This window comes from Shewanella chilikensis, from assembly GCF_037953065.1.
Classification (GTDB): Bacteria; Pseudomonadota; Gammaproteobacteria; order Enterobacterales; family Shewanellaceae; genus Shewanella; species Shewanella chilikensis.
Map to the genome: position 1 here is coordinate 2,968,807 of NZ_CP149966.1, position 22,973 is coordinate 2,991,779.

Annotated in this window: 24 protein-coding genes; 8 read left to right on the forward strand and 16 right to left on the reverse strand. The window is 50.4% G+C overall.

Features of this window, described 5'->3' with window-relative positions; all coding sequences use genetic code 11:
* Nucleotides 1–38 precede the first annotated feature (38 nt).
* The 15 genes from WKR14_RS13430 to trmJ all read right to left on the reverse strand — a co-directional run bounded on the left by WKR14_RS13430 (nucleotide 39) and on the right by trmJ (nucleotide 15,550).
* A complete protein-coding gene (locus WKR14_RS13430) occupies nucleotides 39–2,690 on the reverse strand; it encodes a TonB-dependent receptor (protein WP_165565308.1) in 2,652 nt (883 codons plus the stop codon).
* A 451-nt stretch (nucleotides 2,691–3,141) separates the two neighbouring features.
* Nucleotides 3,142–4,476, reverse strand: a complete 1,335-nt coding sequence (locus tag WKR14_RS13435; protein WP_339086476.1) for a TonB-dependent receptor domain-containing protein — start codon at nucleotides 4,474–4,476, stop codon at nucleotides 3,142–3,144.
* Nucleotides 4,477–4,491: 15 nt separating this feature from the next.
* Nucleotides 4,492–5,811 (reverse strand): TonB-dependent receptor plug domain-containing protein, encoded by a 1,320-nt coding sequence (locus tag WKR14_RS13440; protein ID WP_339086478.1) that lies wholly within the window; start codon nucleotides 5,809–5,811, stop codon nucleotides 4,492–4,494.
* A 389-nt stretch (nucleotides 5,812–6,200) separates the two neighbouring features.
* A complete protein-coding gene (ndk, locus tag WKR14_RS13445; RefSeq protein ID WP_025011497.1) occupies nucleotides 6,201–6,632 on the reverse strand; it encodes a nucleoside-diphosphate kinase in 432 nt (143 codons plus the stop codon).
* A 399-nt stretch (nucleotides 6,633–7,031) separates the two neighbouring features.
* Complete coding sequence (gene iscX / locus WKR14_RS13450; protein WP_100142340.1) at nucleotides 7,032–7,229, reverse strand: Fe-S cluster assembly protein IscX; 198 nt, start codon at nucleotides 7,227–7,229, stop codon at nucleotides 7,032–7,034.
* 92 nt (nucleotides 7,230–7,321) lie between these two features.
* Nucleotides 7,322–8,221, reverse strand: coding sequence for a 30S ribosomal protein S6--L-glutamate ligase (rimK, locus tag WKR14_RS13455; RefSeq protein WP_165565310.1), 900 nt, complete (start codon nucleotides 8,219–8,221; stop codon nucleotides 7,322–7,324).
* A 216-nt stretch (nucleotides 8,222–8,437) separates the two neighbouring features.
* Entirely contained in the window at nucleotides 8,438–8,773 is a 336-nt protein-coding gene (gene fdx / locus WKR14_RS13460; protein ID WP_039033844.1) for an ISC system 2Fe-2S type ferredoxin, read from the reverse strand.
* A gap of 8 nt (nucleotides 8,774–8,781) precedes the next feature.
* On the reverse strand, nucleotides 8,782–10,644 hold the full coding sequence (gene hscA, locus WKR14_RS13465) for a Fe-S protein assembly chaperone HscA (RefSeq protein ID WP_101057146.1): 1,863 nt from the start codon (nucleotides 10,642–10,644) through the stop codon (nucleotides 8,782–8,784).
* 83 nt (nucleotides 10,645–10,727) lie between these two features.
* Complete coding sequence (hscB, locus tag WKR14_RS13470; RefSeq protein ID WP_101057144.1) at nucleotides 10,728–11,252, reverse strand: co-chaperone HscB; 525 nt, start codon at nucleotides 11,250–11,252, stop codon at nucleotides 10,728–10,730.
* A gap of 24 nt (nucleotides 11,253–11,276) precedes the next feature.
* Nucleotides 11,277–11,600, reverse strand: a complete 324-nt coding sequence (iscA, locus tag WKR14_RS13475; protein WP_025011492.1) for an iron-sulfur cluster assembly protein IscA — start codon at nucleotides 11,598–11,600, stop codon at nucleotides 11,277–11,279.
* Nucleotides 11,601–11,614: 14 nt separating this feature from the next.
* A complete protein-coding gene (gene iscU / locus WKR14_RS13480) occupies nucleotides 11,615–11,998 on the reverse strand; it encodes a Fe-S cluster assembly scaffold IscU (protein ID WP_101057142.1) in 384 nt (127 codons plus the stop codon).
* 32 nt (nucleotides 11,999–12,030) lie between these two features.
* Complete coding sequence (locus WKR14_RS13485) at nucleotides 12,031–13,245, reverse strand: IscS subfamily cysteine desulfurase (RefSeq protein WP_101057140.1); 1,215 nt, start codon at nucleotides 13,243–13,245, stop codon at nucleotides 12,031–12,033.
* Between the two features lie 81 nt (nucleotides 13,246–13,326).
* Complete coding sequence (gene iscR / locus WKR14_RS13490) at nucleotides 13,327–13,788, reverse strand: Fe-S cluster assembly transcriptional regulator IscR (protein ID WP_025011489.1); 462 nt, start codon at nucleotides 13,786–13,788, stop codon at nucleotides 13,327–13,329.
* Nucleotides 13,789–13,985: 197 nt separating this feature from the next.
* Nucleotides 13,986–14,807: a serine O-acetyltransferase gene (gene cysE / locus WKR14_RS13495; RefSeq protein ID WP_165565315.1), complete on the reverse strand. Its 822-nt coding sequence runs from the start codon at nucleotides 14,805–14,807 to the stop codon at nucleotides 13,986–13,988.
* 14 nt (nucleotides 14,808–14,821) lie between these two features.
* Nucleotides 14,822–15,550, reverse strand: a complete 729-nt coding sequence (gene trmJ, locus WKR14_RS13500; protein WP_101057136.1) for a tRNA (cytosine(32)/uridine(32)-2'-O)-methyltransferase TrmJ — start codon at nucleotides 15,548–15,550, stop codon at nucleotides 14,822–14,824.
* Between the two features lie 151 nt (nucleotides 15,551–15,701).
* Between trmJ and suhB the strand changes: the two genes are divergently transcribed.
* The 6 genes from suhB to WKR14_RS13530 all read left to right on the forward strand — a co-directional run bounded on the left by suhB (nucleotide 15,702) and on the right by WKR14_RS13530 (nucleotide 20,161).
* Nucleotides 15,702–16,502 (forward strand): inositol-1-monophosphatase, encoded by an 801-nt coding sequence (gene suhB, locus WKR14_RS13505; RefSeq protein WP_039033837.1) that lies wholly within the window; start codon nucleotides 15,702–15,704, stop codon nucleotides 16,500–16,502.
* Nucleotides 16,503–16,851: 349 nt separating this feature from the next.
* Nucleotides 16,852–18,018 (forward strand): NnrS family protein, encoded by a 1,167-nt coding sequence (locus tag WKR14_RS13510; RefSeq protein ID WP_339087753.1) that lies wholly within the window; start codon nucleotides 16,852–16,854, stop codon nucleotides 18,016–18,018.
* An 85-nt stretch (nucleotides 18,019–18,103) separates the two neighbouring features.
* Nucleotides 18,104–18,508: a phosphate-starvation-inducible protein PsiE gene (locus WKR14_RS13515; protein WP_039033836.1), complete on the forward strand. Its 405-nt coding sequence runs from the start codon at nucleotides 18,104–18,106 to the stop codon at nucleotides 18,506–18,508.
* Nucleotides 18,509–18,779: 271 nt separating this feature from the next.
* Complete coding sequence (locus tag WKR14_RS13520) at nucleotides 18,780–19,082, forward strand: PilZ domain-containing protein (protein ID WP_101057135.1); 303 nt, start codon at nucleotides 18,780–18,782, stop codon at nucleotides 19,080–19,082.
* Between the two features lie 73 nt (nucleotides 19,083–19,155).
* Nucleotides 19,156–19,824 carry an AAA family ATPase gene (locus WKR14_RS13525; protein ID WP_101057132.1) on the forward strand — a complete coding sequence of 223 codons (669 nt, stop codon included), beginning with the start codon at nucleotides 19,156–19,158 and terminating at the stop codon, nucleotides 19,822–19,824.
* Nucleotides 19,811–20,161 (forward strand): replication protein RepA, encoded by a 351-nt coding sequence (locus WKR14_RS13530; RefSeq protein ID WP_224866365.1) that lies wholly within the window; start codon nucleotides 19,811–19,813, stop codon nucleotides 20,159–20,161. The genes WKR14_RS13525 and WKR14_RS13530 overlap by 14 nt, the downstream gene beginning before the upstream one ends.
* Here the strand turns inward: WKR14_RS13530 and WKR14_RS13535 are convergent.
* Entirely contained in the window at nucleotides 20,155–20,397 is a 243-nt protein-coding gene (locus tag WKR14_RS13535; protein ID WP_101057128.1) for a YecH family metal-binding protein, read from the reverse strand. The two genes, WKR14_RS13530 and WKR14_RS13535, sit on opposite strands and share 7 nt — an antisense overlap.
* A 121-nt stretch (nucleotides 20,398–20,518) precedes the next feature.
* On the opposite strand from WKR14_RS13535, the gene WKR14_RS13540 reads away from it, so the two are divergent.
* A complete protein-coding gene (locus WKR14_RS13540) occupies nucleotides 20,519–22,195 on the forward strand; it encodes a sensor histidine kinase (RefSeq protein WP_101057126.1) in 1,677 nt (558 codons plus the stop codon).
* Nucleotides 22,192–22,902 carry a two-component system response regulator BtsR gene (gene btsR, locus WKR14_RS13545; RefSeq protein WP_101057124.1) on the forward strand — a complete coding sequence of 237 codons (711 nt, stop codon included), beginning with the start codon at nucleotides 22,192–22,194 and terminating at the stop codon, nucleotides 22,900–22,902. The genes WKR14_RS13540 and btsR overlap by 4 nt, the downstream gene beginning before the upstream one ends.
* Nucleotides 22,903–22,973 lie beyond the last annotated feature (71 nt).

Genomic DNA, 22,973 nt, shown 5'->3' on the forward strand with positions numbered 1-22,973 from the left:
ATGACGGGGCTAAGCCGTAAGGGAGGATCGGCGTTTTATCAGAACTTCTGATTAATGGTCACAAACCAAGTGCGGCCCAGTACGTCGTACAGCCCTGTGTTGACATCACGATAATCAGCGTAGTTGTACCAGGTTGGTGCTTCTTCATCGAAGGCGTTGTTCACACCCAAGGTGATGGAACCATTCCAGTCGTGAGCGTAACTTACCTGGACGTTGTGCTTGAAGTAGCTTGATACGTCGACCAGATACTCGTTGTTGTATTCAACAGCTCCTGAATCCTGGCCACCTATATAATAGGTAGTCCAAGCAGCACTCCAGTTATCACGGGTCCAGTTAACCGATGCACTGCCACGCCATTCGGGCTTATCCTGTAGACCGGCTTCATCGAAGAAGTCAGACTCGGCGTCGGCCTTGGTCTTGTAATCCAACACATGGGTCATTTCCAGCTTCAGACGGAAATCACCGAAGTCAGTTTCCTGGTTGTAGCTGGTAACAAAGTCAATCCCGGAAGTTTCCAGGGCACTCAGGTTACGATACTGGCTGTGAATGGTCTCAATCTTGCCATCACTGCCACGAACTATGTACTGAGAACCACCATTGGCCTCTTCTTCACGGATCAGATCCGCAACATCGACCACTTCAATCTTGCTGTCGTAGCTGATGTCATAATATGAAGTCTCAATACTCCAATCATCGGTCACGTTCCAGACAAAGCCCAGAGTCAGGGATTCACCCTCTTCCGCTTGCAGATCTGGGTTACCGCCGTAGAAGGTCTTATATTGGTTACTTGGGCTACAGTAGTTCTCATCAGCACCAGGGTTGGCACTACACCAGACAGTATCCAGGGTACGTTCAAAACTCAATGCTTCACCAGAGAACATCTCGCCCATATTAGGGGCACGGAAAGATTCACCCCAGCTGGCGCGCAGCAACAGGGAATCAACCGGACGCCAACTCGCAGAGAACTTGGGCACAACAGAGTCAAAGGTTGAAGAAGCAAATCCGGAAGCTATGTTACCCTCCTGCTCGTAACGCTCATAACGAACCGCAGCGGACAAGTCCACATTGTATGGCAGCGAAGATTGCAATTCCAGATAGCCAGAGCTGCGATCCCGGGTCGCATCAACATCATCACCACCTGAACCACCTGAGATAATACCGGCAGCTGATTGCGGATCACTCAGCTGTACGAACTCAATCATTTCATACTCGGCACCGACAACCGCGGCCAAAGTAACGCCATTGCCTTCATACAGCATGCCGGACAGCAAACCATCAAATTGGGTGCTGTTGAATTGTGCCTGATACACACCTGTGTGGGCTGCTTGACCATAAAGATCGGCCATTTGCGCATCCCAGTCTTCATAACTCATGCCTGTAGTGTTGAAGACATCATAGTTGCCTGTGTTGATCAGGTCCTGAACTATATTGTCGTTGATCAGGTTGTAGTTGAATGAGTCAGTGGTTGAGCGGGTATGCTGGGCATTAATTTCCCAGTCGATGCCACTGCCCACATCCCAATAACCCACCAAACCGGCCAGGAAGTCGATTGAGTTGGTTTCAGTGGTGGTGTCACGCTCACCAATCTGTACTGAACGCATACGGATCTCAGATATATCCGTGCCCAATGGGTTCATTGGGTTGTCGGCAGCCATGGTTGGCGCGTTGGTTGATACAGGGGTGCCCGCATAACGGGTATTCGTTTCACTCAGGCTGGCAGAAGCGCGGCCACGGAATTGAATATCATCGGTCAGCTGATAATTGAAGTTTGACAGAATACTGTTGCGGTTCACATTACCAAACAGCTTGGTCACCTTACCAAAGTCATAGTAACAGGTTCCGGCATTGGCGCCATCGGTGCCATCAATAACATTCGGCGCCTGGGCACAAAGCTCGCTATTAGTATAATTGGCTGATTTACCATCTGCGCCAATATAGGTAGCTCTTGGGATCACGCTGTAGGAGCTAATACCATTCCAGGTTGGGTCATCAAAACGCCAAACATCTTTGTCGTATACTGAGCCTGTATCGTAATGCTCAAATGTCAGGGTGATATTGCCCTTATCTGTGCTAAAACCGGCGGCCACGGAAAAGCGTGAAGAATCACCGCCTTCCACGTCCGGAGATTCGCCTGTGTAGTTCAGCTCAATACCTTCAAAATCTTTCTTGGTAATAATGTTAATTACCCCGGCAACCGCATCTGAGCCGTAAACCGCCGAGGCACCATCACGCAGTATCTCGATTCGCTCAACAATCGCCATGGGGATGCTCGAAGTATCGGCAACGGTTCCTGAGCTTGAGCTGGTACCTGGCATGCGACGACCATCGAGCAGAATAAGCGTTGCCTGAGACCCCAGACCACGTAAATCCACATCACTGGTGGCACTGGCTCCGGCACCATAACCGGACATACCCCGCCAGGAACCAAAACTGTTAATGCTGGAGTTATTCAATACATCGGCAACCGAAGTTTCCCCGGTAACCTTAAGATCGGCTGCTGTGATAACAGTCACAGGTGAAGCCGTTTCCATATCCACTTGCTTGATGCGTGAACCCGTTACCTCGATCCGCTCAACTTTGCCTTCTTTTGCTTCCTCAGCAGTGGCATATCCGCTGAATGCAATTCCCGTAACTGCCGCAGCAAGTAAACCGCGACGAACTGCCTTTGCAGTTAAACTGATGGAACTCATACTTGTCTCCCTGATGTTTCTTTTATGAGAAATATCTGATTATTTTTTGTTTTAAAATTTGCAAGCATATTGCAATGCTTACAATGATATTCCACAAATAAAACAATTTGGTCAACATTAAAAACCACCAAAACAACTGCGCAACAACAAATTGATACAAATAATTACACAGGCATTCAACAGCATTAAATTTAACCAATAAAAATCAGCAAGATAGCCACAAAAAGGCCAAGTTGAAACATATTGATACTTAGGTTTTTAAATAGTTAAAAATATCTCACTAATGAAACAATTTGGCACAACAAACAAAAATAACAAATTAATCGCCAAGAGAAAAATATAACAATAAAACAACATACGAATTAAAGTGTATCGAATATAGTCCTTATTTACTAAAAACAGGCATAAAAAAACCGGCTTAAACTAAGCCGGTTTTTAAATTTAAATATGATTAGAAGGTAAACTCTACCCCTGCATAATATTCACGTCCGATAACGTTATAATAGGCTCTTGGGTAATGAGGCCAGCTGGACTGGGTGTAATCTATCTCAGGGCCTGAATCAAACAGGTTGTTGATACCTGCCGAAACCTTAAGATTGTCATAAATGAAGTAACTGGCAGCCAGGTTGACCTCCACATGACTGTCAACTTTCACTGAGTACTGGCTATCTAGGCCATTTTCAACAAAGTAGTCCATCCGCTCACCGTTCATGCTGTCGATATATTTGAACAGAATGTTGGTGGAGAAGTCGTTGTAAGACCATCCCAGGTTCAGGTTGGCACGCAGCTGAGGCGCAGAACCTTCACCATCGATAAGATCCAGCTCTTCAGAATCCGGAGTCAGCTTTTCCTTCCAACGGGTCAGATAAGTCCCTTCCAGGCGGCTGCTGAATTCACCATAGCTCTCGGTTTCATAGCGATAGCCCAAGGAGAAGTCGATACCGGCAGTCTCACGGGAAGACATATTCATCGCCTGGGTGTTCACTTTCAGCAACTTACCTTCACTGTCGCGAATGATTTTATCGGCAAAGGCATCGGCGTGATCCAAAATGTACTGTGCACTTGGGTCATTCACCAGATTGTCGATTTCAACCATCCAGTAATCTACCGTCAGGTTGATACCTTCGTAGTCCCAAACCAGACCCAGGTTGTAGTTTTTACCCTCTTCGGCTTCCAACTCTGGGTTGGCACCGATAGCAATAGGTAAAGACTCAATCTTGTCACATTCGTCATAGGCTTCGCAGCGCGGAGTATCGATAACAGTGCTGTAGCCAGTGGTGGGATCGCCAAACAAACGCTGCATATCCGGTGCGCGGAAGGTCTCGGCATACAAAGCACGCAGCATCAGGCTATCGATTGGACGGTATTCCAGTGACACTTGCGGAGTAAACTGACCACCAACATCAGACTCATCATCATAGTAGTCATAACGTCCGGCCAATGTCATGGTCAACTGATCCAAGAGTGGCAAGGCCAGTTCGGCATAGGCAGCATACTGTTCACGTTCACCTTCGGCGCTGCTGCCCCCCTTGCCTATAACGCCACCGTTGGAGGTGAAGCTGTCAGATTTATCGTAGAACCACTCCTTGCTGTACTCAAGGCCCACGGCGTAAGCGGCTGTGCCACCGGCTAGTTCGAACGCATCGCCATTGATGCCGGCGCTAAAGCTGGACAGAGTAGATTGTCCCTTCTTGTTACCTTCATAGTTCAGCAGCGCCGCATCTTCAGGAGAGATCACATCCATCAAAGACTTGCCGTTTTCGCCTGAGGTCAGATAGTCAAACATAGCCTGATGAGTCGGCTAGCCTGAGCTGCGGGATTCCACTGTCTGACGCGCAATAGACCAGGAAGTATCATACTCGATACTGTCGGTCAAAAAGCCTTTGGCACCTATGATGAAAGAGAAGTTATTGGTTTCAAAGTCAGAGGTACGTGGCCCCAGCTCACTCATACGGCGGGTGTAGAAGTAATCGCCATCTGCAGCATTGGCAAAGTCACCGCCGAATGCGGTGTCCTTTTTGAAGGTCTGGGACATACCCTTGTCTTTATTGGCAATGGTTACACTGTCGCCGGCTACATTGAACATGAAGTCATTGCCCACTGTCGCAGACTCAATCTCGGTAAAAGTCGAGGAGTGGGTGTAATCGATGCGGGAATACAGCTGATGATCCGCATTCAGCTCCTTGGTGAGGTTGATCATGGTGGAGTAACGCTTCTGCTCCGGCAGGAAATCCCGCTGCTTGGAGCGGTCGAAACCACAGCGACCATTTTCCATCACCACATAACCACGGGCCTCACACTCGGCCGGTGACAAGGTCTTTTCCAGTTCAGTTTTGTTGTTGCCAAGATCCTGCACCAGGTTGGCGCCATAGGAGCTGTAACCCGAGTATGGCTGACCGTCGACAATATCTGTGCCCCACTCTGGGCGATCTGTTCCTTTCAGCGCCGTTCTGTCTTCATATTCGGCAAAGAAAGTCAGGTTGGCCGTGTCACTGCTGACACCTGTCATAAAGGAGAACTGGTTGTTCCGCAGGCCACCTTCATCCGTATCGGAGAAACGATACTTGAAGGTGGTCTGTTCAACATCTTTCTTAAGAATGATGTTAATAACCCCACCCATGGCATCTGAGCCATAAATCGCCGAAGCACCCGTAGTCAGGATTTCGATACGCTCAATCGCGCCCAGTGGGATATTGGCCGTATCCACAAAGCTGTCTGTACCACCGGCACCAAAAGGATACTTAGGCACCCGCTTACCGTTGATTAGGGTCAATACCCGACCGGCCCCCACGCCACGCAGGTTGACCGATGATGCCGCAGGAGTAAAACCATGGACTTCCTGCTGGGTCATGGAACCACCTGAGTTTTGTGACAGGTTACCCAGCACATCCTGAACCGAGTTGAAGCCACCTTTTTCAATATCAGCAGCGCTCATTACCACGATGGGGGAAGCATTCTCCATATCGGTGCGTTTAATACGGGAACCCGTGACTTCAATACGTTCGACTTGTTCAGTGGCTTGAGCCTCATCGGCAGCGTAAGCCATTGTAGGGATTGATGTGGAAACAAAAGCAAACAGACTAAAGCGGATAGCCTTAGCGACGGCAGTCTGCGTTGACATATTCTCATTCCTTTTACAAAGCACGGTGGCAGGGAGGGAACACCGTGTTCTTATTCTATGTAATACTCAGCCCCCCAAACGAGAAACATACCAATAACAGCAATATTATCAATCACTTAAATGATAACAATATGTTTATACCTGGTTTAATTTGTAAAACACAAGCATCTTATCAATTAAGATCTAATGATGATTTTACAGGTTCCATGCCGGGTTCCGTGAATTCGTATCATTTTGTATCGATACAAATCCGTTACAAAGATTATTTTTTAACCTGTTGTTAGAACGACGCTTTTAATAAAAAATGCGATATAGGTCGCATTTTCAATTCATACAAAAATCAAACAAAAAGGGAGCCAATTGGCTCCCTTTTGTCTATTTGCTGTTAATTAACGAGTGCGAGGACACAGCTCATCGGCAGCAAAGAAATAAGCGATTTCACGCTCGGCTGAAGCCAGGGCGTCAGAACCGTGAACAGCGTTCTCATCGATGCTGTCAGCAAAGTCAGCGCGCAGAGTACCACGGGCAGCTTCTGCTGGGTTGGTAGCACCCATGATTTCGCGGTTAGCCAGAACGGCGTTTTCACCTTCCAGAACTTGAACCATGATAGGACCAGAAGTCATGAAAGAAACCAGAGCACCAAAGAAAGGACGCTCGCTGTGCTCAGCGTAGAAACCTTCGGCTTGTTCTTTGGTCAGGTGAACCATTTTGGCGGCAACAATTTTCAGGCCGGCAGTTTCAAAACGGTTGTAGATAGCACCTATGTGGTTCTTGGCTACCGCATCAGGCTTAATGATAGAAAAAGTACGTTCGATCGCCATGACTAGATTCCTTAATCAGCGAGTTTAAAAATTCGCGCGGATTATACGAAATAATCGCGTCAAATCCTAATCTTATCTGATAAGCCCTTCAGTAAAAGCTATGATACAAGCCAGGTAATTCTCGGTTCAGTGCCTATGCTTGAGCCACAAATAGCCGAGACCGAGACAAATAAGCAACAGCAACAAAGGCATAAACGGCGGTAAATGATGAAAAAAACCTATGCCACCGTGTCCTGAATGCGCAAGCACGGCCGGGGCAAATAATCCAAAACTACAGGCGAAAATACGTGTCATGACTCACCTCCGGAAAATCTGGGTTCAACAATTTATTAACCGAATAAATATAGTTGACTCCTGGTGGTGATAATTTGACCGGAATCAGCTTTCAGCCAGCGAACGCTACTTTTCTTCTATCCAACATTGCTGCACGGCTTCGAGGATTTTCTCGCTGCAGTGTTTGGGATCATCATCGAAGGCTTCCAACGCCAATATCCACTCGTAAAGCTCAGGGAAATGCAGTTGCTGCGGATCCACATCGGGATGTGCTTCCAGCAGCTCCAAAGCCAAGTCCAATGAATCTATCCACTTGAGTCCCATAGTTACTCCTGCATCAGATAAGAATTGACTTTGAGTATAGCGCCGCAGAAGAAGGCTTTATAGCATTGATTAACACTTTTCCATTAGCGAAATCAGGCTTCACTGGGCGCCTTACTCTTGCGCTTCTGCTTGGCAATAAACTCTATGATGGCGCCGGCAACATCTTTGCCGGTAGCGGCTTCAATACCCTCTAACCCGGGTGAAGAATTGACCTCCATCACCACAGGCCCATGGTTGGAGCGCAAAATATCGACACCGGCGACATTCAACCCCATGGTTTTGGCGGCACGCACCGCGATTGAACGCTCCTCCGGAGACAACTTTACCAAGGTTGCCGTGCCGCCCCGGTGCAAGTTGGAGCGAAACTCTCCCGGCAGAGCCTGGCGCTTCATCGCAGCAATCACCTTGTCACCGAGTACAAAACAGCGGATATCGGCTCCTTGAGCCTCCTTGATATATTCCTGCACCATGATGTTGGCCTTAAGACCCATAAAGGCCTCAATCACACTCTCGGCCGCCTTACGGGTTTCGGCCAGTACCACACCTATACCTTGAGTACCTTCCAAAAGTTTAATCACTAAGGGAGCACCACCGACCATGTCGATAAGATCCGGAATATCGCTGGGCTTATTGGCAAAACCTGTCACTGGCAGTCCTATGCCTTTGCGGGACAGTAACTGCATGGAGCGCAGTTTATCCCTCGAGCGAGAGATCCCCATGGAGCTATTGAGTGTATAGGTAGCCATCATTTCGAACTGACGCACCACAGCCGTGCCGTAGAAGGTAATGCCGGCGCCTATTCTCGGGATCACCGCATCGAAGGGCGGCAACTCAACGCCCCCGATATGGATACTGGACTGCTGCATGCTGATATTCATGTAGCATTCCAGTGGATTGATCACCTGCACCTGATAACCCCGTTCTTGGGCGGCCTCCACCAAACGGCGTGTGGAATATAAGGTTTTGTTCTGTGACAAAATTGCAATCTGCATCCCGGTCAGTATCCCGAAGAGTGAAAAAGACAGCGCATCATACGCCTGCCGTGTTGGAAATCAATCTCTGCATGCCAAGCATAGCAATAAAAAACCGGCCTCTTGAGGCCGGTTTTCAAACGATGTCAGCACTTAGGGAAGGTGCCTTGAACGCCCATTACTGTGCAAGCCACTCTCTACAAAAGAGAAGGCCACAAGGACCTGTTCTAACCTTCCCTAGCCTTCACTGACCATGTTGACTGTGTATTTGGGGATTTCCACCACCATATCGGTTTCAACCACCTTGGCCTGACAAGACAGACGGCTCTCTGGCTCCAGGCCCCAGGCCTTGTCCAGCATGTCGTCTTCCAGATCATCGCTGGGCTCGAGATCATCGAAGCCTTCACGCACTATCACGTGGCAGGTGGTACAAGCACAGGATTTCTCGCAGGCATGTTCTATGTTGATGCCGTTTTTCAGCGCGACATCCAAAATGGATTCACCCACCTCTGCCTCCACCACGGCGCCTTCTGGACACAGTTCTTCATGGGGCAAAAATACTATCTGTGGCATAGTCTCACCTATATGTTATCGACCGACTGACCCTTCAGCGCGGTCCGAATCGAATTGTCCATGCGTCTGGCGGCAAACTCCTGGGTCTGCGCATCCACCGCTTCTATCGCCGCCTTGATGGCATCAACATCGCCATTGGCAGCAGTTTCATTCAAGTCAGCCATGGCGCGGTCAACCAAAACGCGTTCCTCCTGGCTAAGCAAATCGCCATCTTTCGCCAGTGCCGAGTGCAGCGATTCCAGTACTCTGGCTGCCTCCACTCGCTGCTCGGTGAGCATTCTCAGCTCAATATCCTCTTTGGCGTTCTGCATCGAATCTTTGAGCATTCCGGCAATTTCAGTATCACTCAGGCCGAAGGAAGGTTTAACCTGGATGCTGGATTGCACCCCGGTCGACTTCTCCATGGCAGTGACACTGAGCAAGCCATCGGCATCGACCTGGAAGGTCACCCGAATATGCGCGGCACCAGCGGCCAATGGTGGAATGCCCTTAAGGGTAAAGCGCGCCAGAGAGCGGCAATCGGCGACCAGCTCACGTTCACCTTGCACCACATGAAACGCCATGGCGCTCTGACCGTCTTTGAAGGTGGTGAATTCCTGGGCTCTGGCCACCGGAATTGTGGTATTGCGCGGGATCACCTTCTCCACCAAACCGCCCATGGTTTCAATGCCGAGCGACAGTGGGATCACATCCAGCAGCAAAAGATCCGAGTCAGGCTTGTTACCCACCAAAATATCGGCCTGTACCGCTGCACCTATGGCAACCACGCGATCCGGGTCAATCGATGTCAGCGGCGCCTTGCCAAAGAATTCGCCGACCATTTCCCGCACCAGAGGCACACGGGTAGAGCCACCAACCATCACAGTTTCCAGCACCTCGTCAGCATCCACTCCGGCGTCGCGCAAAGCCTTGCGGCAACCTTGAATGGTTTTCTTCACCAGTGTGTTTATCAACTGGTCAAACTCACTGCGACTCACTTCGGCTTCACGCTCAGTGCCGTCTTGCAGTGTCAGCTTAGCAATAGTGCTGTCGCTATCGGTCAACGCCTCTTTTACCCGCCGGGCTTCCATCAGCAACTGCCGCGCTTCCTGGCTGGAAAGCGACTCCAGCGCCATGCGTTCACGCAGTAAGCCTTGCAGCAGTTCATCAAAGTCATCACCACCCAGGCGGGAATCGCCACCGGTTGCAAGTACCTCAAACACGCCGCGGTTGAGACGCAAAATAGAGATATCAAAGGTGCCGCCGCCCAAGTCATAGACGGCAATGACGCCTTCCTGACCCGAGTCCAGGCCATAGGCGATGGCGGCCGCCGTTGGCTCATTGAGCAGGCGTAACACCTTGATACCAAGCAAGGCTGCCGCATCTTTGGTTCCCTGACGCTGGGCATCATCAAAATAAGCTGGCACTGTGATAACCACGCCTTCCAATGGGCCACCCAGAGTGGACTCGGCGCGGGCAATCAGGGGGCGCAAAACCTCGGCAGACACCTGAACCGGATTCATTTTACCTGCGCGGGTAACAAACAATGGCAGGCCGTTTTCACTGGCCTCAAACTGATAGGGGAAAGCTTGCGCACCGCTTTGTACATCGGCCAAAGAACGGCCCATGAAGCGCTTCACCGACACTATGGTGTTTTCAGGATCCTTGGCCGAATCGGCCAGGGCATCGTGACCTACTCGGACGCCCTGCTCGCCATAGTGCACCACAGATGGCAATGAATGCCGACCTTGCTCGTCGGCCAGTGTACTGGTCTCGCCGCTGCGAACCGCAGCAACCAGGGAGTTGGTGGTCCCCAAATCTATCCCGGCGGCTAATCTGTGTTGGTGAGGAGCGGCCATTTGGCCGGGTTCAGCAATCTGCAAAAGTGCCATAGTCTTCCATCTTGTGTTTAAAAAGTTGGCTCAATCAGAAATTGAGCCAACTGTAGGAATATGCTTTAAGGCCGAAAGCGAATTCAGTCGAACAGCGCATCCTGGGCCCGCTGCAGTTCATCCTGCAATTTTGCCATAAACTTCAACTTACGGACTTGATCTGCCGCGGCTATTGCATCGGCCTCTTTGGAACTGTGAAGTTGGTTGCGCAGCAGCTCTGTCTCTTGCTTACGATAAGCCGCGAATGAAGCATCTAGCTCATCGATATCGCTCTGGGCATCGCCGCTCTGGCCTATTTCCTCCAGCGCTTCACGCCATTCCATCTGCTGCATCAAAAAGGCGGTGTCTTTAACCGTGGTGGTTTCGTGACTGATATCCACACCTTTGAGCGCCAACATATGTTCGGCTCTACGGATAGGGTCTTTCAGGGTCTGAAAGGCATCGTTGATCTGGGCAGTGCGGGAAATGGCCAACAGCTTTTGCTGTTCACTGGCGTTGGCAAATTTGTCGGGATGCACCGCCCGCTGCAGCTCGCGGTAGCGACTGGCCAGCTCGGCGGTGTCCACATCAAAGGAGGGAGTTAAATCAAACAGCTCGAAATAATTCATATACTCTCAAGGCGGCGGTGGAACTCAAACCGTGAAGCTCTCACCGCAACCGCACTCACCTTTGGCGTTAGGGTTATTGAATTTAAAGCCTTCGTTGAGTCCTTCCTTGACAAAGTCCAGCTCGATCCCTTGAAGATAGATGAAGCTCTTGGCATCTATGATGATGTTGACACCATCTATGTTGTATACCTCATCATCTTCATTGAGTTCGTCGACAAATTCCAGAACGTAAGCCATCCCGCTGCAGCCTGAAGTTTTAAGCCCCAAACGCAAACCTATACCTTTTCCTCTGTTGCTCAGGAAGGCACGGACACGCTCGGCGGCGGCAGGCGTCATAGTAATAGCCATCTTAACTCCTGGCGTTATTTATCTTGCTTGGACTTGTACTCTTCCAGAGCCGCCTTGATGGCGTCTTCGGCCAGAATCGAACAGTGGATCTTCACAGGTGGCAGAGCCAACTCTTCTGCAATATCCGTGTTCTTGATGGCGGCCGCTTCCTCAATGGATTTGCCTTTAACCCATTCGGTCACCAAAGAGCTTGATGCGATGGCGCTGCCACAACCGTAAGTCTTGAAGCGAGCGTCTTCAATGATGCCCTGGTCGTCAATCTTGAGCTGCAGTTTCATCACGTCACCACAGGCGGGCGCACCCACCATACCGGTTACTACGGATGGGTCGTTCTTGTCGAAAGAACCTACGTTACGCGGGTTCTCGTAATGATCTATCACTTTTTCACTGTAAGCCATGATACTGCTCCAAATTCATCTATCCGCGGGGATCAGTGGTGTGCCCACTGCACCTGGTTGAGGTCTACACCATCTTTGAACATTTCCCAAAGTGGTGACATTTCTCTCAGTTTGCCAATAGAGTTTCTAATGGTTTCGATTGCGTAATCTATCTCTTCTTCAGAAGTGAAACGACCTATGGAGAAACGGATTGAGCTGTGCGCCATTTCGTCGTTCAGTCCCAGGGCACGCAACACATAGCTGGGCTCAAGACTGGCAGAAGTACAGGCAGAGCCGGAAGATACGGCCAGGTCCTTGAGCGCCATCATCAGCGACTCGCCTTCCACATAGTTAAAGCTGACGTTCAAGCTGCCGCAAGCACGCTGATCCATATCACCATTGAGATAGGTTTCTTCGATATCTTTGATACCGTTCCACAACTTGTCGCGCAGATAGCGAATACGTTCGTTATCTTTTTCCATATCGGCTTTGGCAATGGCCGCCGCTTCGCCCATACCCACAATTTGGTGAGTCGCCAGGGTGCCGCTGCGCATACCACGCTCATGACCACCGCCGTGCATCTGGGCTTCCAGACGAATACGAGGCTTACGGCGTACATACAGGGCGCCTATGCCTTTGGGGCCATACATCTTGTGACCCGAGATAGACATGAGGTCGACCTTGGTCTTTTGAATATCGATAGGCAGCTTACCGGCACTCTGGGCTGCATCCACATGGAAGATGATGCCTTTGCTGCGGCACAGCTCGCCGATGGCATCGATATCGTGGATCACGCCAATCTCGTTGTTAACATGCATGATGCTGACAAGAATGGTGTCGTCGCGCATGGCCGCTTCCAGGCGCTCCATAGGAATAATACCGTTGGCCGCAGGCTCCAGGTAAGTGACCTCGAAACCTTCACGTTCCAGCTGACGGCAGGTATCCAGTACGGCCTTGTGCTCTGTCTTGCTGGTGATGATGTGCTTACCCTTCTTCTGGTAGAAGTGGGCAACACCTTTGATAGCCAGGTTGTCAGATTCGGTAGCGCCTGAGGTGAACACAATTTCACGGGGATCAGCATTGATCAGCTCCGCGACCTGGTTACGGGCGATATCCACCGCTTCTTCGGCCTGCCAGCCGTAGCGGTGTGAACGGGATGCGGGGTTACCGAATACACCGTCCATTGTCATGTACTGTACCATTTTGTCTGCAACCCGGGGGTCTACAGGCGTTGTTGCGGCATAATCCAAATAGATAGGAAGCTTCATTACACACTCCGTACTTCGCAGTCTCGGCCGAGGCTACATACAACGTACATTATTCGTTTTTATATCCAACAGAGGATCAGCTCAAGCGCTGACTCTCTGCTCCTGCTGCATCTTGTCTTGCTTTACCGAGATAAACTGCACATCCCGTTTCTGCATCAGTGCAGCAAGGCTGATGCCATTTAAAAAGTCAGAAATCTGTTTGCTCAGGTCACCCCAGAGCGAATGCGTCAGACAGCGGGTGCCGCTCTGGCAATTCCCCTGGCCTTGACAGCGGGTGGCATCGACAGATTCATCTACCGCATGTACCACCATGCCCACCGAGATGTCATTGGCTTCCAATCCGAGGCGATAACCGCCACCGGGACCGCGCACACTGGCGACCAAGCCCTGCTTTCTCAGTTTGGCAAAGAGTTGTTCTAGGTAAGAAAGGGAAATCCCCTGGCGCTCTGAAATATCTGCCAGCGGTACCGGCCCCTGCGCCGAATGTATGGCCACGTCCAGCATGGCTGTCACTGCGTAGCGACCCTTAGATGTAAGTTTCATAAAACGACCACGGCTCCCAAACAGGTATGTGGGAATTTCAACATACCCGAGCAATTTAGTCAAGTATAAATCCTACTTGTTTACTCGGGTATTGTGGTTCATAAATCAGGTTGAATACCCTGTCTGCTTGGTGGGGTATTTAACCTTTTTCGCCACGATTATTCAATGGCAAAAGCCGATAAAATGGTCATCGAGTATCAGATAATGGGATCAAACTCATCCATTGACTGTTGCCGCTTTTGTGCCGCAGCAGTTTCAGCATCACTGAACTCGCCCACATCCAACTCAGGCAGACGTTCAGTGCAGACACTGCCGCCCATTTTCTGAACCGCATGACAAACTTCCTGTACTTTGGAATCCATCAAATGCATATGATCCAACATCTGGCCTATGGCATTGGCAACAGGGTCTGGATTATCGGGAGAAACGGCGTAAGCATCGAAACCGTATTTCTTGGCCATGGCACTGCGGCGCTCACTGGTTTCCTTGGATTGAGCCGATGCGACTGTCACAGCTCGGCCAGGAATACCCACAACGGTAGTGTCCTTGGGCACGTCTTTAACCACCACAGAGTTGGAACCAACCCGAGCCCCATCATGCATGGTAATGGGGCCCAGCACCTTAGCTCCGGCACCTATGACCACGTTATTGCCCAAGGTCGGATGGCGTTTGCCGGCTTGCCAGGTGGTGCCCCCCAGTGTCACCCCGTGATAAAGAGTGCAGTCATCACCAATCTCGGCCGTTTCGCCAATCACGACTCCCATGCCATGGTCAATAAAAAACCGCCTACCTATGGTTGCCCCCGGGTGTATTTCCACCCCTGTGAGCCAACGGGAAAAAGTGGACAGACAACGCGCCAGAAAACACCAATTGGCCTTCCACAGTTTATGGCTGATACGGTGCAGCCAAATAGCCTGCATTCCCGGATAGTTGAGCAATATCTCCAATGTGCCCCGCGCGGCAGGATCCCTGTGATAAATGGATCCTATGTCCTCTTTCAGTCTGGCTATCACACCCATCTTGATTCCTCGGATTACTCTTCTTTACTGTCGACCTTTTTTTCTACCGATGTCAGGATCCCGCGCAGTATGTTCATCTCCTGCGTTTCGATTCTGGCCCGGGTAAACAGGCGCCTCAGCTTAATCATCACCTGTCCCGGATGATTCTTGATAATAAAGCCGGTTTTTTGCAGTGTCCGTTCCAAATGTTCAAAGAAACGCTCATGATCTTCACTGCTGGGATACTCGGCCAGTTCCTGCTCGACTTGTTGATGTTTCTCCAGCCATGCCACCCGTGTTTCATAACAGATAAGCTGCACAGCCTGAGCCAGATTGAGTGAGCTGTATTCCGGGTTGGCAGGGATACACACATGATAGTGGCATTTTTGCAACTCTTCGTTGCTTAAGCCATGGCTTTCACGGCCAAAGACAATAGCAACAGGCCCCTGGCAACTTTCAAGCGCCAATTTGCTGCCCGCTTCACGGGGTTCAAGCACGGGCCAGTCGAGTGTGCGGCTGCGGGCACTGGTGGCAATCACCAGACTACAGTCTTTAATTGCCTCTTCCAGGCTGTCGACCTTGACCAGATGCTTGAGAATATCAGAGGCGCCGGCGGCAAGCGCAATGGACTGACCGTCTGGTTCAACTTTGGGCTCCGCCAGATAAAGGTTGGATAATCCCATGGTTTTCATGGCCCTGGCCACAGAACCTATATTGCCGGGATGCGTGGTACCTACCAGGACGACACGAATATTGGAGAGCATGGAACAACTTCAAAAATAAAAAAATCAGGAGGCGGATGGTACCACAGGCATATTTTTTTGCTTATAGAAAAATCGCCATTTGATATCAGCGTCAACTAGGATATAATCTGCGCCGAATTTTTGTCCGTTCTTTAACATCCAGGGGATTGCAATGCATCCGATGCTGACTATTGCCGTGCGCGCTGCTCGCGCTGCAGGCCAAACTATTATGCGTGCCTACACCGAACTCGACCGTATTGAGGTCGATGCCAAAGGTGTCAACGATTTTGTGACCAGTGTAGACAAGGAAGCAGAAGCAGCAATTATCTATCAGATCCGCAAGTCCTATCCAGACCACAGTATAGTGGGTGAGGAAAATGGCGAAAACCGCGGCACCAACCAAGATTATCTGTGGATTGTTGATCCTCTGGACGGCACCAATAACTTTGTTAATGGTGTACCTCACTTCGCCGTCTCTATCGCCATGCAGTACAAGGGCAAAACTGAAGTTGCCGTTGTCTATGATCCCGTTCGCGATGAACTATTCAGCGCCGTCCGCGGTAAAGGGGCCAAGCTGAATGATTTCCGTCTGCGAGTAAACAATGTCAACGATCTGGGTGGAAGCCTGGTTGCCACAGGATTCCCTTTCAAGGCTCGTCAGCACACCGAAACTTATATGAAGCTGTTTGGCGAAGCTTTCTCTCTGAGTGCCGACTTACGCCGCGCCGGCTCTGCCGCACTGGATCTGGCTTATGTAGCCGCCGGTCGTGTAGACGCCTTCTTCGAACTGGGCCTCAAGCCTTGGGATATCGCCGCCGGCGATCTGATTGTTCGTGAAGCCGGTGGTACAGTTACCGACTTCAGTGGTGGCCACAACTACCTGCTCTCCGGCCATATCGTTGCCGGCGCACCTAAAGCCACCAGCCTGCTGGTCAAACGCTTCCGTCCCCTGTTGAGCGACGCTCTGAAGTAAGTTATCAGACAAGTACTTGAGCAAACATTGAAACAACACGCTAAAGTACTGAATTTATTTAAAAACCGCCGAGTGGCGGTTTTTTTATGCCTGAATACCAAGAAGATAGAGCGGACTTCAATCCGTTCGAGTAATCAGATTGAATCAAACAGGATTAAATCAATAAGGCTTTGAATGAGCTAAGCCGAAATAACCAAGGATGAGTATCTTCCCCCCTACCCTTCAAACAGATAACTCTTTGGATATATTTACATGCATTTATATTGCACCTTAAAATACCCGAGTATTTTGTTTGGGTATTTGAGGCAAGACTATGAGTAAATCCGGCACTCGCAACACCCGGGGAGGGATCCTCAACATTGACGAACCGGCCAACAAGCAGTTTCCGCTGGCGCTTTTTCGTTTGGGTTTCAGGCCTTTTTTTCTCGGTGCCAGCCTGTTCGGCTTGTTGTCGCTCTTGCTTTGGGGAGCCTTACTCAGTGGTCAAGTCCAACTGATTCCCCACGCCAATCCCCTGTGGTGGCATGGACACGAAATGCTGTTCGGTTTCACCGGCGCTGTTATCGCAGGCTTTTTGTTAACAGCAGTTCAAAACTGGACAGGGATCCCGGGCATAAGAGGCTGGCCTTTACTGCTGCTCTGGTGTCTATGGCTGGCTCCCAGACTACTCTTGCTCTATGCCGGCATAGCCCCTTTTACTTTAGTAATGCTATTGGATCTGGCATTTTTTCCGGTCACGGCAATAATACTGGGGTTAGCTGTCTTCAGGGTAAAACAGTGGCGCAACCTGGTGTTTGTCCCCCTGCTGCTGTTGCTCTTTTGTGCCAACCTCCTCTCTTATCTTGGCCTTGAACAGCCAGGGTTGGCACAAAAGGCATTGCAGGCCGCGGCGCTGTTGATCATTATTCTGGTGGCTCTACTTGGCGGCAGGGTAATCCCCTTCTTTACCGAACGCGCCACAGATTTCAAGCGCGGGGCACCAAGCCCTGTACTTGAAGCTCTCAGCTTCGCCTCTTTGATTCTCATGCTGATCAGCTTGTTTTTACCCTATTCCTGGTTGACACAAACATTGGCCTTACTGGCAGGCACAGTACTGTTGTTGCGCTGGGCACGCTGGGGCTGGCACGCCAGCCTCAAGGTACCGCTGCTGTGGTCACTGCATTTAAGTTACCTGTGTATTCCGATCGGACTGCTGATTATTGGTGTCAGCGGCCAGATGATGTTGGGGTTTCATGCCCTGACCGTTGGCGGTATGGGAGGAATGATCTTGGCTATGATGGCGAGGGTATCTCTGGGGCATTCCGGCAGGCCACTGCAGATTGCCTGGCCTATGATCCCCGCCTTTGGCTTGATGTTACTGGCTGCAGCCTTGAGGGTCGCGGCAGCCATTGTGCCTCAGCTAAGCCAAATCTTACTAATAGGCGCGATTCTCTGCTGGCTATTGGCATTTACCACTTTTATAGTAGTTTACGCGCCTATTCTTTGCCGAGCTAGGTTGGATGGCCGCCCCGGTTAAAGGTTCTGTGAAAGCTATCACACAGATTTCGCGGCGAGCAGGAAATTTACTGATACTATTTAGGAAATGATTTCAGGGAGTTTTCATGGAACTGTATCGCCAATACGGCTCTAAGAGCCTTAAAGCCGTCGAACATCTGGTCTTGTTTGTTATTGCCATTGCCACAGTCGTCGCCATTGGCCAGGAGATAGTGCATATCTTCAAAATGGGCGCTGTGGCCCTTGCCGATCTGCTGCTGCTGTTTATCTACTTGGAAGTGCTGGCCATGGTGGCCAATTATGCCGAATCCGGCAAGTTACCTGTACGTATGCCGCTCTATATCGCAATAGTGGCTTTGGCCCGTTATCTTATCCTGGACATGAAATCGATGGAAGATTGGCGCATAGTCGCCATCTCAATCTCAACCTTGGTGCTTGCAGCAACTGTGATAGTGATCCGCTGGGGGCAATTGAAGATGCCCTACCCCAAGAATCAAGAGTATGACAATTAACTGGAACCCGGCAGACGCCGGGTTCTTTTTTATCAGCTCTTTAGAACTGACCCTAGCTACCGACAAATCTATGCTATTTTTAAAACACTTACCCCATTTCACATAGGATTTGATTCTCACAGCAATAATGAAAATGTGCGGTACAAATACGGTAAATCAGGGTTATCAGGACACATACCCAGAGCCGTTACCGCATCCATAGCCTCGAGAGACTCAAACCTAAGAAATATGGGATAACGGCCTACTATCCATTGAACTTAAGGGGACTGCCATGGATGAAAATCTGGATGACTTTATCGAAAGACGCAGATCACTGCGGGTCGATCTGGAGGCGGAGCGGATCAGGCTTCATTGGATAAATAAAGCGGGTGATGAACTCAATGACGATGGCATCTGTATTGATCTGTCCAGACGGGGGATTTTGTTTGAGTACCATCAACCCTTTACCTTGGGAGAACTGCTATCTGTAACCTTCCATGCAGGAACGGATTCACAAAATACCATCAAGGGACAGGTGTGCCGTTGCAGCGAGATCAACCCAAAGCGTTTTCACATCGCCATGCAACTTATCTAGATCCCCGACGTAGTATCCGGGGTGTTCTATACTTTACATCAACTTAAGTACCAAGGACACGGGGAGAAAATCCATGATACTGCTCGTAGGCGGAGAGAAAGGGGGCAGTGGCAAGAGCTGTCTGGCCCAAAATCTGGCTGTACACATTACCCAGAAATATCGGGCCAACGTGTTAATGGTCGACTGTGACCCCCAGCGCACCACATCCGACTGGATCCAGGCCCGCAACAATGACCCTTCCCTGCCTGCAATCAACTGTATTCAGCTCTACGGCAAGATCCGTAACGATCTCCTGAGCCTGGATGAACGCTTCGACTATGTAATAGTCGACTGCGGCGGCCAGGATAACCTGGCGATGCGAGCCGCCATGTCGGTTGCCAGTTATGTGGTGATCCCTTTAAGACCCAAGCGGCGTGATTTAAAAACCTTGCCCCATATGGAAGATATGCTCAGCACCTGTAAGATGGTCAACCCCAAGATGGTGGCGACAATAGTGTTGACTCAATGTCCGGCGCTGCCTTCACAGTTCAAACGCATTCTGGAAGCAAAAGATGTAGTAAAATCGTTCGGTCTGAGGGCGCTGGACTCGGTCACTTTTAGCCGCAATATCTATGATGACAGCGAAGAAAAAGGCTCCTCGGTCATCGAAATTGAGCCCGATGGAAAAGCCGCCGAGGAGATACGCAATATTGCCGACGAGCTGTTAGCCATTCCGCCGGAAAACTCTTATGAGCTTAACTGATCTCAAACGTCACAAGATCAAACCCAAGGCCAAAAAGGTCTCTGTCGACGATTTCATCGAAGATGCCAATAACTACGCCCATGGGAAACCCAGCCGCTTGGGCGGTGGCTCTGTGGCCAAATCTCGAACGGGACTGGATAAAAAATCAACCCGTCTCTATCGCCATGCCACTTTTACCCTGACTGAAGCCAGCATTAGTCAGCTGGACGGTATTGCCCGCAAGACGGGTATTGCCAAGTCCAAACTGCTGCGGATCTTCATTCGTGATTTTCACAGTCTGAGCGACAAAGCCCAAGCTGAAATGATTGCCAGAGATCAGACAAATGAAACTCAGTGACGACAAATTTTACTCTCAAGGGTGCTCAGCCCCTGAGATGATTCGATAAATTTGCCCTTGGCGGCCAGAAAGTTGAGCAAAGCCTCTGCGTCCATTCCCTCGGCGCTGCAGGTATGATAACAGGCGTCTTTACCGAAACGCTCCTGCATCAATGCCTTGAGCTTGTCCCGCTTAATGGGAGAGGCTTGTTCCAGCAACAACTGCAACACCTGATGGCCATGTACCGACGAATTCATGTATCCTCCACAAAACAATGAGTCGCAGCCGATTTTTAACGGATTTTGCTGCAGTATTCCCTGATTTAGCGCAACTTGTTTGTCATTATGGCGGTTGTTTGCTTGTGCAAGAGGAGTTGTCATGTCCCTTATTCTATTGCTGACACAGCAGATGAGCCTGTATTTGGTGATCGTTTATCTGGTCAGCAAGACCCCTTTGTTCAAGCTGTTTACCGAAGCATCGACCCGCCTGCCCCATAAGATCTTTCTCTATCTGGTATTTTCCGGCTTTTGCATCATGGCAACCTATTTCGGTGAGCAGACCCATGGCGCCATCGCCAATACCCGCGCCATGGGTGCAGTGCTCGGTGGCCTGCTCGGTGGCCCGACAACAGGTTTGCTGGTCGGCCTGACAGGAGGTTTACACAGGTATAGCTTGGGTGGGTTCACCGATCTGGCCTGCGCGGTTTCCACTACCTTGGAAGGTTTATCTGCCGGGATGATCAGTTATTATCTGCGCCGTCAGGGCAAGGCCGAGTTGGTGTTCAATCCAATCCTGGTGTGCCTTATTACCTTTTATGCCGAGATGATGCAGATGAGCATTATCTTGTTGCTGGCTGAGCCCTTTGATGAAGCTTGGGGACTGGTGCGTCAAATAGCTCCGCCCATGTTGCTGGTCAACTCCATAGGTGCGGCCCTGTTTATGAGCATGGTACGGGATCAAAAAACCATGTTCGATAAGCTCTCATCCAGCTTTTCCACCAAGGCGCTGAAAATTGCCGAGCGCAGCGTGGGGCTCTTGAGCTCCGGCTTCAACGAGGAAACCAGTACTCAGGTTGCCAAGATAGTCATAGAGGAAACCAATGTCGGCGCAGTGGCCATCACTGACAGGGAAAAACTCTTGGCCTTTATCGGTATAGGAGCCGATCACCACTTGCCCGGCACCTTGATATCGTCCCAAATAACCCTGGATGCCATACACCAGAACAAGGTGATGTTTGCCGATGGAGTGGAAGTTCCCTATGCCTGTTCCATTTCCCCCAACTGTAAACTGGGTTCCAGTTTGGTGATCCCACTTCGTAGCGACAATGAGGTCATAGGCACCATCAAGCTGTATGAACCCAAGAACAAGCTGTTTCTCAACATCAACCGCACCTTGGGGGAAGGGATCGCCCGTCTGCTGTCGAACCAAATTCTCTACGGCCGTTTCGAGCAGCAACAAAACCTGCTGACCCAGGCGGAACTCAAACTGTTGCAGGCTCAGGTTAACCCACATTTTCTGTTCAACGCGCTTAATACCATAGGCGCTATCATACGTCGCGATCCGCCCATGGCCAGAACCTTGTTGCAACAGCTGAGTCAGTTTTTGCGGATTAATCTCAAGCGTACTGCTGGCCTGGTGACTCTGGGAGATGAGTTGGAGCATATCGAAGCCTATCTCACCATAGAAAAGGCCCGTTTCATTGATAAGCTCGAGGTGGATATCGCCATACCCCAATCTCTGCTGACCATTAGAGTGCCGGCCTTTACCCTGCAGCCCATCATAGAAAATGCAGTCAAACACGGCACTTCGCATCTGATAGACACTGGCCGTATTCGGGTAGAAGGCCGCCGCACAGATGACAGACTCATACTGGAAGTTACGGACAATGCCGGCCTTTATCAACCCGCCGAAGAATCCGATGGCCTGGGGATGAACCTGGTGCACAAAAGAATACAGAATCTCTTCGGCCCAGATTATGGCGTCAGTGTCGAGTGCCAGAGCGACAGTTACACTAGAGTCAGCATACATTTACCCATAACGGAAACAGCCCTGTGATCACTTGTCTTATTGTCGATGACGAACCTTTTGCCCGTGAGGAGTTGGCCGAGCTACTGCTTCAGGCCGGCGACATTGAAATTCTCGGCCAATGTGGCAACGCCATAGAGGCCATGCAGGCGATAGCCAAGCTCAAGCCTCAGTTGTTGTTCCTGGATATTCAAATGCCAAGGATCAGCGGCATGGAACTTATCGCCATGCTGGATCCCGACAATATGCCCAGAGTGGTGTTTGTTACCGCCTACGATGAATTTGCCGTCAAGGCCTTCGATAACCATGCCTTCGACTATCTACTCAAACCCTTGGATGAGAAGCGCCTCAGTCAGACCCTGGATAAGCTGCGCCGGGATCTCAAACCTCAGTCGCTGTCGGCCATAGCACCGCAACAACTGGAACACCTACCCTGTTTCAGCGGTAACCGTCTCAAGGTGATCCCGGTCGCCGAGGTAGAGTTTGTCTTCAGCGATCTCGGCGGGGTGCATGTGGCGACTGCCAGAGAAAAGGTTCATACCCAGTTAACGCTGAAACTGCTGGAAGAAAAAACCCCGCTGCTCAGATGCCATCGCCAATATCTGGTGGCCCCAAAGGCCATTGCCGAGATAGAACTGCTGGAGACAGGCGCCGAAGTCACCACCCGCAGCGGCGCCAAGATCCCGGTATCGAGGCGCTTTCTCAAGCCACTGAAGCAGCTGTTTGGTTACCAGTAAAGCACAAGCTAACAACCGCTCGGCGACCTAGGTAACCGCTCACCCCCGACTTTTGACCGCTGACCCAGTTC